This window comes from Sutcliffiella tianshenii, from assembly GCF_016908565.1.
Lineage (GTDB): Bacteria > Bacillota > Bacilli > Bacillales > Bacillaceae_I > Sutcliffiella_A > Sutcliffiella_A tianshenii.
In genome coordinates this window covers 239102-253455 of sequence record NZ_JAFBED010000003.1, presented here as the reverse complement: position 1 = coordinate 253455, position 14354 = coordinate 239102, and the positions used below count along the sequence as shown (strand labels likewise).

At 43.6% G+C, this 14354-nt stretch carries 19 protein-coding genes; 12 read left to right on the top strand and 7 right to left on the bottom strand.

What is annotated here, in order from left to right; all coding sequences use genetic code 11:
• Positions 1–114: 114 nt before the first annotated feature.
• The 5 genes from JOC95_RS08245 (at position 115) to JOC95_RS21520 (ending at position 4302) form a co-directional block, all read left to right on the top strand.
• Positions 115–483 carry a DnaJ family domain-containing protein gene (locus JOC95_RS08245; protein ID WP_204415089.1) on the top strand — a complete coding sequence of 123 codons (369 nt, stop codon included), beginning with the start codon at positions 115–117 and terminating at the stop codon, positions 481–483.
• A gap of 211 nt (positions 484–694) precedes the next feature.
• Complete coding sequence (locus JOC95_RS08240; protein WP_204415088.1) at positions 695–1375, top strand: response regulator transcription factor; 681 nt, start codon at positions 695–697, stop codon at positions 1373–1375.
• Complete coding sequence (locus JOC95_RS08235) at positions 1372–2787, top strand: HAMP domain-containing sensor histidine kinase (protein WP_204415086.1); 1416 nt, start codon at positions 1372–1374, stop codon at positions 2785–2787. Before JOC95_RS08240 ends, JOC95_RS08235 begins: the two co-directional genes overlap by 4 nt.
• 114 nt (positions 2788–2901) lie before the next feature.
• The gene (locus JOC95_RS08230; protein ID WP_204415085.1) at positions 2902–4140 is read left to right on the top strand and encodes a S1C family serine protease; all 1239 of its coding nucleotides are present in this window, start codon (positions 2902–2904) and stop codon (positions 4138–4140) included.
• A 27-nt stretch (positions 4141–4167) separates the two neighbouring features.
• Positions 4168–4302 (top strand): hypothetical protein, encoded by a 135-nt coding sequence (locus JOC95_RS21520; protein WP_275580530.1) that lies wholly within the window; start codon positions 4168–4170, stop codon positions 4300–4302.
• Positions 4303–4399: 97 nt separating this feature from the next.
• Here JOC95_RS21520 and JOC95_RS08225 read toward each other — a convergent pair whose 3' ends face one another.
• The 4 genes from JOC95_RS08225 to JOC95_RS08210 form a co-directional block, all read right to left on the bottom strand.
• Positions 4400–4564 (bottom strand): hypothetical protein, encoded by a 165-nt coding sequence (locus JOC95_RS08225; protein ID WP_204415084.1) that lies wholly within the window; start codon positions 4562–4564, stop codon positions 4400–4402.
• A 210-nt stretch (positions 4565–4774) separates the two neighbouring features.
• Positions 4775–5641 carry a metal-dependent hydrolase gene (locus JOC95_RS08220; protein ID WP_204415083.1) on the bottom strand — a complete coding sequence of 289 codons (867 nt, stop codon included), beginning with the start codon at positions 5639–5641 and terminating at the stop codon, positions 4775–4777.
• Positions 5642–5742: 101 nt separating this feature from the next.
• On the bottom strand, positions 5743–5922 hold the full coding sequence (locus JOC95_RS08215; RefSeq protein ID WP_204415082.1) for a hypothetical protein: 180 nt from the start codon (positions 5920–5922) through the stop codon (positions 5743–5745).
• Between the two features lie 143 nt (positions 5923–6065).
• The gene (locus JOC95_RS08210) at positions 6066–6293 is read right to left on the bottom strand and encodes a DUF1128 domain-containing protein (protein ID WP_204415081.1); all 228 of its coding nucleotides are present in this window, start codon (positions 6291–6293) and stop codon (positions 6066–6068) included.
• A gap of 188 nt (positions 6294–6481) precedes the next feature.
• Between JOC95_RS08210 and JOC95_RS08205 the strand changes: the two genes are divergently transcribed.
• From JOC95_RS08205 to JOC95_RS08190, 4 genes are all read left to right on the top strand, one after another.
• Entirely contained in the window at positions 6482–6949 is a 468-nt protein-coding gene (locus tag JOC95_RS08205; RefSeq protein WP_204415079.1) for a low molecular weight protein-tyrosine-phosphatase, read from the top strand.
• Between the two features lie 20 nt (positions 6950–6969).
• The gene (locus tag JOC95_RS08200) at positions 6970–7311 is read left to right on the top strand and encodes a YtxH domain-containing protein (protein ID WP_204415078.1); all 342 of its coding nucleotides are present in this window, start codon (positions 6970–6972) and stop codon (positions 7309–7311) included.
• A 69-nt stretch (positions 7312–7380) separates the two neighbouring features.
• The gene (locus JOC95_RS08195) at positions 7381–8205 is read left to right on the top strand and encodes a YihY/virulence factor BrkB family protein (protein ID WP_204415077.1); all 825 of its coding nucleotides are present in this window, start codon (positions 7381–7383) and stop codon (positions 8203–8205) included.
• A gap of 42 nt (positions 8206–8247) precedes the next feature.
• Positions 8248–8388: a hypothetical protein gene (locus tag JOC95_RS08190; RefSeq protein WP_204415567.1), complete on the top strand. Its 141-nt coding sequence runs from the start codon at positions 8248–8250 to the stop codon at positions 8386–8388.
• A gap of 72 nt (positions 8389–8460) precedes the next feature.
• On the opposite strand, the gene JOC95_RS08185 is transcribed toward JOC95_RS08190, so the two are convergent.
• Entirely contained in the window at positions 8461–10383 is a 1923-nt protein-coding gene (locus JOC95_RS08185; RefSeq protein ID WP_204415076.1) for a heavy metal translocating P-type ATPase, read from the bottom strand.
• 270 nt (positions 10384–10653) lie between these two features.
• On the opposite strand from JOC95_RS08185, the gene JOC95_RS08180 reads away from it, so the two are divergent.
• Positions 10654–11604 (top strand): DMT family transporter, encoded by a 951-nt coding sequence (locus JOC95_RS08180; protein WP_204415075.1) that lies wholly within the window; start codon positions 10654–10656, stop codon positions 11602–11604.
• 43 nt (positions 11605–11647) lie between these two features.
• Here JOC95_RS08180 and JOC95_RS08175 read toward each other — a convergent pair whose 3' ends face one another.
• A complete protein-coding gene (locus JOC95_RS08175) occupies positions 11648–11797 on the bottom strand; it encodes a BH0509 family protein (protein ID WP_204415074.1) in 150 nt (49 codons plus the stop codon).
• Between the two features lie 504 nt (positions 11798–12301).
• On the opposite strand from JOC95_RS08175, the gene JOC95_RS08170 reads away from it, so the two are divergent.
• The gene (locus JOC95_RS08170; RefSeq protein WP_204415072.1) at positions 12302–12508 is read left to right on the top strand and encodes a hypothetical protein; all 207 of its coding nucleotides are present in this window, start codon (positions 12302–12304) and stop codon (positions 12506–12508) included.
• Between the two features lie 124 nt (positions 12509–12632).
• Here the strand turns inward: JOC95_RS08170 and JOC95_RS08165 are convergent, their stop codons facing one another.
• Positions 12633–13802, bottom strand: a complete 1170-nt coding sequence (locus JOC95_RS08165; RefSeq protein ID WP_204415070.1) for an MFS transporter — start codon at positions 13800–13802, stop codon at positions 12633–12635.
• A gap of 150 nt (positions 13803–13952) precedes the next feature.
• On the opposite strand from JOC95_RS08165, the gene JOC95_RS08160 reads away from it, so the two are divergent.
• Positions 13953–14336: an OsmC family protein gene (locus tag JOC95_RS08160; RefSeq protein ID WP_204415528.1), complete on the top strand. Its 384-nt coding sequence runs from the start codon at positions 13953–13955 to the stop codon at positions 14334–14336.
• Positions 14337–14354: the final 18 nt, after the last annotated feature.

The following is a 14354-nucleotide window of genomic DNA, read 5'->3' as shown; positions in this document are numbered from 1 at the left end:
AAACGACAATAGTAAAGTTTGAAAACATTATGTTTGAATGTTCAGAAAACATTCACAATCAAACTGTAATTCTTCGGGTATACTAGAAGTAACAAGAAGGAAAAGGGTGATGGGATGGACTTTTTTCGAATAACGGAAGAGAAAATTCGCAAAGCTTATGAAGACGGTGAATTTGAAAATTTGCCTGGCCTAGGGAAGCCTTTGGAATTGGAGGACATGTCGCACGTTCCGCCTGAAATGAGAATGGCATATAAAATCATGAAAAACTCAGGCATGATGGAGGAGCAACAATTGAAAACAGAGATTGAATATCTCGAGGACTTGATCAAAGGGGCGCATGATGACCTTGAGGAGTCCCGCCTGAAGGTAAGATTGAATGAAAAGCAGCTCCGCTTCAACCAGCTTATGCAAAAAAAGAAAAAGGACCTGAACTCGGCAGTGTTCAAGAATTATCAAAACAGGATCGATGAAAGGTTAAAGTAAGGACCTGATGCAAATATGTCGGGTCTTTTTTTATGTCCCACCGCATTCTTTTCAGGAAAATTACAATCATTACATTTTTAATTCTCATCAAATTCTCATCCCGTCCTCCCGTGTTTTTAGGTACTATAATTATATAGGAGTTTTGCGATTGAATTTTAAGGTAATAGATTAAACTGTAAGCAAGGTGCCACTTATACTAGGAGGTGGAGAGATGTGTAAAGTACTTATAATAGAAGATGAAAAGAATCTGGCGCGCTTTATTGAGCTGGAACTACAATATGAAGGCTTCACGATCGCCACTGCGTATGATGGAAGAGCGGGCCTTGACTTAGCGATAAATGAAGAATGGGATGTCATCCTTCTGGATTTGATGTTGCCGGGCTTGAGCGGGATGGAAGTGTGCCGCAGGATCCGTGCGGCAAAAGATACGCCGATCATCATGCTGACCGCCAGGGATAGTGTGATGGACAAAGTTTCAGGACTTGATAGCGGGGCTGACGATTATATGTCCAAGCCTTTTGCGATTGAGGAGCTGCTTGCAAGAATACGTGCACTGCTAAGGAGACTCGAAGGGAAAAAATCTGTATCCAATACGAAAAACCTAACCTTTCAGGAGCTGGAAGTGGATCTTGATGCCAGGACGGTACACCGGGACAAGGAGTTGATCGAACTGACGAAAAGGGAGTTCGATCTATTGGTCGTCTTCATGACCAACGTCAACCGGGTCCTGACCAGGGAGCTCCTGCTTGAAAAGGTATGGGAGCTCGGAACGTATGCAGAAACGAATGTGGTGGATGTATATGTGAGATATCTACGGAACAAGATTGATAAACCTGACGGTGAAAGCTATATCCAGACGGTACGCGGGACGGGTTATGTGATGAGAAAATGACTAGAATGACAAACTTCTTTTATCAGCTGCCGATCCGATGGAAAATCACCCTCTGGTCGTCTTTGGTGCTTTTCATCTTATTTGTGACCTATAATTCCATCCAATACTATGTGATGAGATCGTGGATGATCGACCAGGAGGAGCGGAATATACAGGACAAAATGAACGAAGTCCAAGCCTACCTGGCAGACAAGCCTTTTCTGGTCGATCGCACAGAAATCATCTATAGCAGTGGTTTTTTGGAAAAAGTGAATGAAGCCAATGAACTTATCCGGATCATTGACCGTGATGGGAACCTCGTGCTGGCGGTTGCGACAAACCTTCCACAAGAGCTGCTTGTGACCCCGGTTGAAAGCGATAATCTGGAACATGTGAAAGTAAGCGGGAAGCATTATCTCATTCATCGCCAGCCGGTCATTACGAACGGATTCATCGGATACATAGAAATCATCAGGGATCTAAAAAATTACGAGCGGCTCAGGAAACTCATTTTCCTCGTTACCTGGTCGGCTGGAGCCGGAGCCATCCTTTTAAGTGGTGTAGGCGGTATGCTAATAGCACGTAAGCTCCTCAAACCGATTGCAGCGCTGACGGATACGATGAAGCGCATCAAAAAGCGGGGGTTCAAGGAGCGTGTGCCACAAGATAGCAATGAGAAGGATGAGATTGCGGACATCTCCAATATGTTCAATGAGATGATGACTGATGTAGAAACATCCTTTCAAAAGCAGAAGCAATTTGTGGAGGATGCGTCCCACGAGCTGAGAACGCCGATATCTATACTCGAAGGCCACTTGTCGATGCTCAATCGCTGGGGGAAAAATGACCCCGAGGTACTTGAGGAATCATTGAAAGCCTCCCAGCAAGAGGTGGAGCGCCTGAAAATGCTCGTGTTTGAATTGCTGGAGCTGACAAGGCTTGAGTCCGACCGATTCGAGATCGGCGATGATGTCATAAGTCCGGTCCCGGTCATAGAAGAACTCCTAAAGAAATTCACCCTGCTGCATCCTGAGTTTTCATTTGAGTTTGAAAACCGATTAAAAGACGATATAAAGATACAAATGGCAGACCGACACTTAGAACAGTTATTGATCATCCTCCTTGACAATGCCGTGAAATATTCCATGGAATCCAGGAAGGTGGAAATGATGGCAGAGCGAAAAGCGGACAAATTCATCTTTCATATCATGGACTATGGCATCGGCATACCGAAGGAGGACCTGGAAAAAATCTTTAACCGCTTCTACCGGGTGGATAAAGCCCGGAGCAGGGAAAAAGGCGGCCAAGGTTTGGGATTATCAATCGCCAAGCGTATTGTCCACAACTATAACGGGTTGATAGAAGCCGACAGTAAAGAAGGGGAATGGACCCTCATCCACCTGCAATTTGATATTGAAAAACATTCCGAATAATTTCTCATCAAAATCTAATTTTTCTTTAAGGTTGTTTTCATCACAATGCGGTTAAATATAAGTATAGAATATTTCATTGATGATTCTGAAAAATACAAGATGAGGTGAAAAGGAATGGGATATTACGATGAACATGTAAACCAGACACGTTCAAGAAAAGACAAATCTTTCGGTAAAGTGGTAGTCGCTTCCGTATCAGGAGGGATTGTCGGGGCACTTGGGGTCGTTTCCATGCTGCCGGTCCTGATGGATTGGGGATTTTATATCGATAACGAAAGTCAGGGGTCCGAAACTCCTCCATCTGTGGAAACTGCCACATCCAACATTCAGACCGAGCAGGTGGATTTTAAACAGATCCAGACAAATGTAACAAGTTCAGTGGAAAAAGTTTCTGATGCGGTAGTTGGGGTAGTAAATATACAAGAAGGAAGAAATTCACTATTTGATCCCCGTCCTTCCCAATCTTCCAAAGAAGCGGGAACCGGATCGGGTGTCGTATATAAAAAAGAGAACGGTAAAGCATACATTGTCACAAACGCACACGTAATAGACGGAGCCTCTAAAGTGGAGGTCAGCATGGCAGACGGCAGCAGATTGGAAGCAAACGTGGTCGGCAGTGATGCACTGACAGATCTTGCCGTACTCACTGTGGATGGTTCTAAGGTCAGCAAGGTTGCAACCTTCGGAAGTTCAGATTCCATCACTCTCGGTGAACCTGTCATTGCAATCGGTAATCCGCTTGGACTTGAATTCTTCGGATCAGTCACACAGGGCATCATCAGCGGAAAAGAACGGATCATCCCCGTTGACATAAATCAGGACGGCCAGGCAGATTGGGAAGCGGATGTCATCCAGACAGATGCAGCAATCAACCCTGGGAATAGTGGTGGTGCCTTGATCAATCTTCGCGGCGAGGTCATCGGAATCAATTCGATGAAGATTGCGCAGTCTTCGATTGAGGGTCTTGGATTTGCCATTCCGATCTCAGCGGTCAAACCGATCATCGAGGATCTTGAGCAACATGCAGAAGTGCAGCGACCATTTATGGGTGTCGGTCTTGCATCCCTTTCAGACGTACCACTTGAACAGCAGCGTTCCACATTGAAGCTTCCTGAAGAAGTCGAAAACGGAATCGTTGTCACTGGCGTAGAGAAAATGTCTCCGGCTGAGAAGGCAGGACTCAAGGAATACGATGTCATCGTAAAGCTGGATGGCCAGGAAATCAAGGATGCATTAGGGCTTCGCAAATTCCTGTACAATGAAAAGCAAATTGGAGACAAAATGAAAGTATCGTTCTATCGAAATGGTCAATTGCAGGAAGCTGAAATGACGTTAGTAAAACAAATGTTTTAAATTCGACGAATAGAGGCGATCTAAACGATGCAAAAAACGACTGGGAAAGAGAAAAAAGGTATCGATGTACGTAAAATAGTAGAAAAATACAAGAAAAAAGGCATCAAAGTGGAAGTTTGCAAGCCAAGGCTTGACCTGATTAAAGGGTTGAGCCCCCAATAAATTTATGTTTCCTCCCCCCTTAACATAAATGAAAAAAGCGCCAAATCCTCCTTTCCATAAGGAAGATTTGGCGCTTTTGTTTTATCTAAAAAATTTATTATTTGGTGATGAGCTGGTCCACCATGATCTTTTGATATATATGAATAATTTCCTCATCGTCTAAGTTAAGTAAGTTCTGACGCAGGTGACCTTTATCCATTAGCGTTTGCTCTACACTTTCACGTTCCATATCAGTTAAAAAATATCGTTTTGCTACTAGCATGTTCAGCACCTCGTTTAATTTTTTTTGTATTTTCTATAGTAATTCCCAGTTTGCTAGATTTATATACATAAAAAAACTATTTTTCTAAGAAAATTTTTATTTTTTTATAGATTGTATAAAAAAGCTTCCTCAGGTTTCAGCACAACACATCTGCTGAAACCTGAGGAAGCCTTGTGAAATTACACCTTGAAATGCTAAAAAAACAACACATCATTCTTTTTCCAAAAACTCAAACAGAAACGATTGCCCATCCCGGTAAAACCTTGGATCATAGATGCCGAGTCGTTCGTCATCATCCACAATCACGACAAATGGCGACCACTCATACAGGGTTTTCGCTTCCGGTACTTCTGCAAACAACGCTTCGAGGTCTGCATCTTCCGCAGATTCGAGGGAATATTGCAAGGTTGGCTTTGTGAACAGGCTGTCATCGAAAATCATGACAGTATCATCGATCTTACCTATAACTGAGTAATGCCAAGGGATGAAGCTCGCAGAAAGTGCAACCTGATCGTATTTATCCTCATAGCTTTTATAGAGGAGATAGCCTTGGAATGTCTGGATGGTGACGTGGAATAGGATGAGCAGCCACACCACACGATATAGCAGATGGCGCTCCTTTTTCCATAATCGCCGTGCAAAGAATCCTACTGCAATGATGAACCAAATCATAAAATCGACGATCGAAATGGTACCAAAAGTGATTCGCATCGAGGAAAAGGGCTCAAGATAACCGGTACCCCATGCGTTGAATAAATCACTCGTATTATGTATGAAAACAGCGATAAGCGGGACCCATAAAAAACGCCAATCCCTTTTCTTTAAAATAATTATACTCAGCAAAAAAAGCAGGATCGCCCAAACTGGGACCATAAACAAGGAGTGCGTGATGCCGCGGTGCCACATCTGGTACATGCCCTCGGTGTCCCAGAGCTGTGAAATCACATCGCTGTCAGGAATTTGACTTGCGATAATGGATGAGGCAAATAAAGCTATTTTTGTTTTTTTATCATCTTCTCTTTTATCCACCGCTCCATAGATGGTCATACCAAAGAGCGTGTGTGTAATTGTATCCATCTTACTGATTCCCCCTAAAAAAGCACTTACTTTAACAGTTTACCTCAAAAAGGGGGTGCAAACAAAAAAACAACCTGCAATAGGTTGTCCTGAAAAGTTGCTTAATCATCTTTGTGAAGATTATCATCCAAGTCATCCTTATCACGCAATTCTGGAGGTAGAGGATCAATTTCGATGGAATCTTTTTTGTTCAATCCGCTTCTAACCGAATAAATGAAAACACCCATTAATAAGAAAAGTAGAATGGTCAAGCCAATCGTAGTACCATAATAACCAAGCATCGCTATCCCTCCTCTGTAAACATATATGCAGGAGGTGGTAGGTTCATTACTTACGGAGTGAAAAGTTTGTCCATGACAATCAGAAAAAAGAAAAAACCGCCCATGAGTCAATATGTTGACTTTTCGGACGGCTCTTTCTTGCATTATTTATTTTTGCGAAGATTTCCAAGCTCTTCGGCAATTGCCTGCATTTCATTTGGGCTGAAGGAAGGCTTTCTCATGACTAGGTCATATATATCCTTTAGCTCTTCGTACATTTCTTCGTCAAAATGGGACGGCTTGATGGCGCCAAGGTTCAGCACTTTCAGTTTGCCTTTGATTGCTTCGATCATATATTCCACGTTTTCGGTGGACTTTTCTGTTAGATTCATTCGGAACATTCCTTTCGAACAAGCTTGAGTTTTGTTTATTTTAGCATGAAAATCAAAATAAAAGTACCATTCTCGGTAGAAGAGGGTATATCAAAAGTATAGGAATGGGGTAGAGCCCTGAATTATTCGAAGAAACTGTCAAAGATGTATATAATGAAAAGAAGAATGAATGGAAAGGGGTTAGGCATTTGGTACGTGTATTGTTTGTTTGTCTCGGTAACATCTGCCGTTCTCCGATGGCGGAAGCGGTATTTAAGCAGCTCGTGGAAAAAGATGGCCTCGGCGACAGGGTGGAGGTCGATTCTGCAGGAACGGGCGATTGGCATATCGGCCATCCTCCGCATGAAGGCACAAGAAAGCTTTTGGATGAGAAAAAAATCAGCTATCAAGGAATGAAAGCAAGGCAGGTTGTGAAAGAGGACTTGTCGAATTATGATTATATCATTGCCATGGATTCAGAGAATCTTGGGAATCTTAGGAAGATGGCTGGGTATGACAAAACCGGCTATGTCGGAAGGCTCTTGGATTTTGTCCCGGCAAGCAAGATAAATGACGTGCCGGACCCGTATTTCACGGGGAACTTCGATGAGGTATATCAATTGGTCACAGAAGGCTGCGAGAACCTGCTTGAAAAGATCAAAGAAGAGAATTTTTAATAGAAAAAGGAGTGGAGAGAATGGAGAAGAGAAATAAAATGGTGGAAGGAATGCTGATTGGAGCATTAGTCGGAGCTGCGATTTCATTACTCGATAAAGAAACAAGAACGAATTTCATACATAATGGCAAGCAGGTTGGTGGAAAATTAAAGTATGTCATCCAGCATCCTCAGGAGATAGCGGATTCTGTCCGTCAACAGATTGAATCAGTGAAAACTGCCGTTGATGATGTTACAGAAGACCTGGAATATTTAAGAACAAAGGTAAATCAGTTGAAAGAAACAACTCCTCAAGTATTGGAGATTGTAAAAGATACAAAGGAAGTCATTTCTAAACATCTGGATACCAATAAAGGGAAATAAAAACTTGTCCTAGAACAGGATAGGCGTCAATAGAATAAAGAGTAAATGATAAGTGCTGGAGGAAAAAGGATGGAAATCATCATGTTTTTTAAGCATCTATTGCACCGTTTTGAGCGCGATGAGGTATTGGGAAGAGCCGCAGAGTTGGCATACTTTTTCCTATTGTCCTTGTTTCCCTTTCTTATTTTTCTACTTACTTTGATTGCCTATGTCCCTGTTTCGCAGGAAGATGTCCTGGGTGTGATCAGACAATACGCACCAGGTGATACGATGCATATCATCGAAACCAATGTACTAAGGATATTAAGTGAGCAGCGCGGCGAATTGCTTTCCTTTGGTATCATCGCGACAATCTGGTTTGCATCCAATGGGATCAATGCGATTGTCCGTGCTTTCAATCGCGCCTATGATGTATATGAAAACAGATCTTTTTTCATGGCTCGCGGTGTGGCGATCCTACTTACACTTGCCATGGTCTTTGTCATTATCGTGGCTCTGCTGCTGCCTGTTTTCGGAAGGGAGATCGGCTTGTTCATTTTCGCTTCCTACGGCCTGTCGGATGAATTTTTGGATATCTGGAATGCCATCCGCTGGGGTGTCAGCTTTGTCATCCTGTTTTTCGTGTTCAGCTGCCTGTACCTGGCCGCACCGAACATTCGTCTCCGCATACGGGACATCCTTGCAGGATCGCTTTTTGCAACGGTGGGCTGGATAACGGTTTCTTCCCTTTTTTCATATTATGTGAGTAATTTCGGAAACTACACAGCGATGTATGGAAGCTTGGGAGGGATCATTGTACTTTTGGTCTGGTTTTATTTATCTGGCCTCATGATCATCATCGGAGGAGAAATAAATGCCATTGTCCTGCAATCGGGCAAGAATTATGTTTCGTAAAAATTCCCAGTGAAGTTTGCCGGGATTGTGGAGATTCTAATCATGAAAGATACTTCAACTTATCTGGAGGGATTTTTCATGACCAAGCACACGAAAAAAGATGGCGGTACAAAACAAAACGCAAAGCACAAGCCAAAGAACAAGACTTCAGGCAGTGCGAACGGGCAGAACGGTTATCACTAACCGACCCGCATGATCAATGGTCTTTTCACAAAAAAGCAGTGGACCCAAACCGGGATTCCACTGCTTTTCCTTTTATCTTAATAAACGCAAACCATTTAATATCACCAAAATAGTGCTTCCTTCATGACCAATCACACCGAAAGGCAAGTCGATTACTTGAAAGAAGTTGGAACTGATCAAGAGCATGATGACTGTGATGGAAAAGATGACGTTCTGCTTGATTATCTTATTCATGCGCTTGGATAGCTCGATCGCTTCTGAAATTTTCAGCAAATCGTTTTTCATGAGGACGACATCCGCGGTTTCCAACGCAACATCCGTTCCTTCTCCCATTGCGATGCCGACATTGGCCGTTGCGAGGGCAGGAGCATCGTTGATCCCGTCACCGACCATGGCAACCGCACTGTACTCATCTTTTAGTTCTTTGACCGATTCCACCTTCTCTTCAGGCAGGCATTCGGCAATGAATCGATCTATGGCAGCTTCACCAGCGATCGCTTCTGCAGTACTTTGACTGTCACCGGTCAGCATGATCGCCTGGACGTCCAGTGCCTGCAATCGTTTAATCGCTTCAACAGTTTCTTTTCGAATAACATCCTTCAGTGCGATCAAACCGACAATGCCATTTTCGTCCTTCACATATACAACTGTTTTTCCTTCACGTGCGAGAGCTTCCGCAGCACCATTTGAAAAGGAGAGTGCGGCATCTTTCCCGACAAAATCGGCCTTTCCGACCATCCACTTTTTCTGATCGATCGTTCCGGTCACGCCCCAGCCAGCTTTATCATCGAGCTGCTCGGGACGCTGCAATGGCTGTTCGCTATTCTTTCTGGCGTATGCGGTGATGGCTTGTGCCAGCGGGTGATTGGAATAGCTTTCAATCGACCCGACAGAAAAGAGGAAGTCCTTCTTTTCGATATCCTCTCGAACCAGTACGTCTGTCACTTCAGGCTTTCCTTTTGTCAGCGTTCCAGTTTTATCAAACGCAATCGCCTTCAGGTGGGAAAGGTTCTCCAAGTGGACCCCACCCTTGAAAAGGATCCCTTTTCTGGCACCATTTGAGATGGCAGATAGGGTAGCCGGCATGATGGAAGCAACCAGCGCACAAGGAGATGCAACTACAAGTAATATCATGGCACGGTAGAAAGTTTCATTCCAGCTCCATCCGAGTAGGAAGTGAGGCAGTATCATCATCAGCCCCACAACAATCAGGACGATTTTTACATATGGACCTTCAAAACGCTCCATAAACTGCTGGGAAGGGGACTTTTCACTTTGTGCATTTTGGACAAGGTTGATGATTTTCTGAAACAGGGTTTCACTTGCCGGCTTCGTCACCTCAAGCACGATGGAGCCATTCACGTTCATCGTACCGGCGTAGACGGTGTCACCTATATGCTTTTCAAGCGGGATGGATTCGCCTGTGATCGCTGCTTCATCAATGGCTGATTCCCCTTTGACGATGTTTCCGTCGGAAGGGATGCGTTCGCCAGGCTTGACTAACAGATGGTCACCGATCTCAACCTTTGAAATGTGGATGCGTTCCTCGTTGTCTCCTTGTATGCGAACCGCTTCTTCAGGCTGGATTCCCATGAGTGCCGAAATTTCCTTTTGGCTCCGGTTCATCGTGTACGTTTCAAGGGCACCGCTTAGCGCGAAAATGAAGATCAATATGGCGCCCTCCATCCAATAGCCGATGATGGCAGCCCCGATTGCGGCAATGATCATGAGCATTTCCACATTAAGCTCTTTTTCGGCTATCGTATCCTCAAGCCCCTCTTTGGCTTTAAAATAACCGCCGATCAAATAGGCGAGGACGAAGATCGGTGCGGCGATGGTGGTTTCATCAAACTTCAGCAAGAGCCAGCCTGCGAAGATCAATACTCCTGAAAAAATGGCAAAGACCAGTTCGATATGTGTTTTAATCAGCGATACTAAGCTGGTCTCTTTTGGGCTTTCCAGATTCCTTGGTTGTTTTTGTGCTAGTTCAGTCATATCAATACCTCCTAATTGAGAAAAAGAATCAGAATCACTACTTCCATAAAAATGACGAAAGCTGCCATCTCGTTGATAGCAGCAAGGTTTTTACCCTTTTTAAAAAGAAATATTAATTTATCAGTTAATTATATTTATTATTAATTAATTTTTATTATAGTTTATTTCCGCTGTTTTGGCTAGTATTATTTTTCGACGGAATATAAAGTATGTAACTTCAAGAAAATCTGTGTATAATGTAGCTTGGAAAGAAAGAAGGTGAACGGCACTTTGACAGCCGAGAAATTTTTCAAAAGTAAATTTGGCGTGATAACAGCAGCTTTGATAGCAACGTTTTTATGGGGAAGCGCATTCCCTGCAATCAAGCTGAGCTATACAGAATTAAACATCGGGGCGGACGATTATGACAAGCAACTGCTCTTTGCGGGCTACCGTTTTTTGCTGGCAGGAATCATGATCTTTCTATTTTTTACCCTTTTTAAGCAATCATTAAAACTAAGGAAAGAAACCTTGGTGCCATTATTTCAACTTGGGTTTGTCCAAACCTTTCTTCAGTATCTCCTTTTCTATATCGGGCTAAGCTATTCCACCGGGATGCAAGGTGCGGTAATTGCTGGGACTGCTTCGTTCTTTCAGATCCTATTTGCGCATTTCCTGTATGCCGATGATGGATTGACGATTCGTAAGTGGATGGGGATCGCCCTTGGTTTTGGCGGCGTCCTTGTAGTGAATCTGCCCAAAGTGGGAGGGGATTTTCAATTTGGGATCGGGGAGGTCCTGCTCCTGATTGCGATGATGGCTTCCGCCTACGGGAACATCATGGCACGTGAAAGGTCGGGGAAAATGGACGTTTCCTATCTGACCGCCTATCAGATGCTGTTCGGCTCAGTCGGATTGATCATTGCAGGAGGCGTGTCGGCTGGATTCGTCCCATTTGATTTTGATTGGTATACAACCTTCCTTCTATTGTATCTGGCCTTTTTATCTGCAGCAGGATTTGTACTGTGGAACAATGTCATGAAATATAATAAGGTTGGAAAAGTCTCCATGTACTTGTTCTTGGTCCCGGTCTTCGGTGTCATATTGTCAGCCATGCTCCTCGATGAAGTGATGCATTACACGATATTGATCGGACTGGTGCTTGTAACAGTGGGAATCATCATAGTGAACAGGCAAAAGGAAAATAACAAAGAAGAGAAAAAACTGCAGCCCACCGGATGAAGGTGAGCTGCAGTTTTTCGTTTATATGGGGGATGCCTTGGTATTAAAGGCCTTCCTGGATAACCATTTGCTGATAAACATGATTGTATAAGTGCTCGATGTCTGCATCCGTCATATAAACCAGGGAATCGCGATCCGCCTTCTTCATAACCTCGATAAACCTAATCATGTTTTTCCGTTCCTGTCTGCTCATGATTCTTTCTCCTCCTTTGTATTAGTACAGTAAGTATGTGTTTGTATTATTATATAACAGAATATTTAAAATTGGAACAACTTTTTGAAAGTTTTTTGCGCCCGAATTTTTTAGATGGAATTAGGTATGGTAGGGGGAGAGGTTGGTGACCTGGTGTTGTTTTGTTTTGGATTTGCGTTGGGGGATTGAGACCATGATTTACTGAAATCCGAGAGGGAATCAACGCTTTTGAATGGTGAATGATACCTTCACTCAATGAAATCCATTCGAGAGAGGGAATCAAAAGACTAGAATGATACCTTCACTCAATGAAATCCATCCGGGAGAGGGAATCAAAAGGCTAGAATGATACCTTCAGTCATTGAAATCCATTCGAGAGAGGGAATCAAAAGGGTAGAATGGTACCTTCACTTAATGAAATCCATTCGAGAGAGGGAATCAAAAGGGTAGAATGATACCTTCACTCAATGAAATCCATTCGAGAGAGGGAATCAAAAGGCTAGAATGATGCCTTCAGTCAATGGAATCCATTCGAGAGAGGGAATCAAAAGACTAGAAAGATGCCTTCAGTCAATGGAATCCATTCGAGAAAGGGAATCAAAAGGCAAGAATGATGCCTTCGGTCAATGGAATCCATTCAAGAGAGGGAATCAAAAGGCAAGAATGATACCTTCAGTCAATGGAATCCCTTTAGGAGAGGCAATCAGGTAAATGGCGGTCCCAAAACGGGTAATGAAACCACGACCTCCATCGATTCTACTACATCACAGCCCCCAATCCCCCAAAAACAAAAACAGACAAGCCCCTCCATCTAATGGGCTTGTCTGTTTTAATTTCACTGTTGCTTCGCCACCACAACCTTCCTCCTGTTTCCATAAGAAAACGTCAAAAAGAAAATGATGAACAGCAGGAAGCTGATGATGTGGAAAAAGCTGATGTCTTGAAAATACTGAATGAAAAGGCCGCCGAAAAATGGACCGCCAAGACTGCCGAGACTGAATGCGATGCCACATAGCAGATTACCGGTCGGCAAAAGATTCTTCGGCATGAGATCGGTCATATAGCTGATGCCAAGCGAGAAGGTGGATCCCACCAGCATTCCCGCGATGAAGATGCATAAGGCTAGTCCCATAAAGTGATTCTCCAAAAAGCTTGCTGTAATAAAACTGATGCATCCAAGCGATAAAATCACGAGCAGGACATTTCGCCGGCCCCATTTATCGCTCATGACCCCAAGCGGAATCTGAAATACGATTCCCCCGATGGCAAAGGAAGCAAGTAAAACGGACACATTCGTCAAATCCATCCCGGTCCTTAAAGCATATATAGGAAAGCTTCCATTCAAGGAGGATTCCAGGAATCCGTATCCAAGCGGTGGAAGGAAAGCGATCCACGCGTACTTCCAGGCTTTTTTAAAACGCTTGACGGTTTCAAAAAAGGAGTTCACTCCGATTTCCTGTTCAGGATGCTCATTTTTCAAGAAGAACAGGAATACCCATCCGACCAGGCATAGAAGGGATGAAGCGATGAAAGGCAATGACGGATTGATATCTACTAGAGGTGTCATTAAAGGGCCGGTGGCAAATCCGATCCCGAAGAAAACGCCATATAATGAGATATTCCGTCCGCGTTTATCCTCTGGTGAAAAGGAGGTGATCCATGTCTGTGTGGCAAAATGTAAGGCGTGGTCCCCGATACCGATCAGCAAGCGAAGGAAGAACCAGAACCAGAATGTCTGCCATAATGGAAACAGGGCAAGGGAGATGACAACGAGAAATCCCCCTACCAGGATGACCGGTTTATAGCCATACTTCCTGAGTGGCTGTTCCATAAAAGGGGATGCCAGCAATATCCCGATATAAAGGGCTGTTGCATTCAATCCGTTCAAGGAGGAAGACAGCCCGCTATTTTCAAATATGACGGCAATCAGCGGCAGGAGCATTCCTTGGCTGAAGCCGGAAATGGCTACGATGGATACCAATATCCAAAAACGAAAACGATTCATGACATTAACCTCAAAATAATGAATTTTAAAACACATCCTCTATGATACATAAAACAGATAAGGATTGGAATGTATAAAATCCAGGAACTTTTTAGTAGCGATACCTTTTCCCATTCTGCTAAAGTAAATGAAAAAGGAGATGACAGCATGATGAAATTTAATATGAGAGAAGTAGGGTTTTCAACCGAATTGGAATATGGGGAATTGCACGTATCGGGAAATGAGCAGTACGGATTCCGCCCGTATCAATTGATGGTGTCCTCCATTGCCGTATGCAGCGGCGGCGTTTTGCGCACGATTCTACAGAAGAAACGCATGCTAGTGGAGGATATTTCCCTCACCGCTGAAGTGACGAGAAATGAAAAGGAAGCAAACCGCATCGAGAAGATCCAGATCCATTATGTGATCAAGGGTAAGGATCTGGCACATGACAAGGTCGAGCAGGCTGTGGAGCTTGCGAAAAAGAATTGTCCGATGGTGCAATCCGTGAAAGATAGCATTGAAGTGACAGAGACTTTTGAAATTGTGGAGTAAAATTTCAAGATAGGGGCC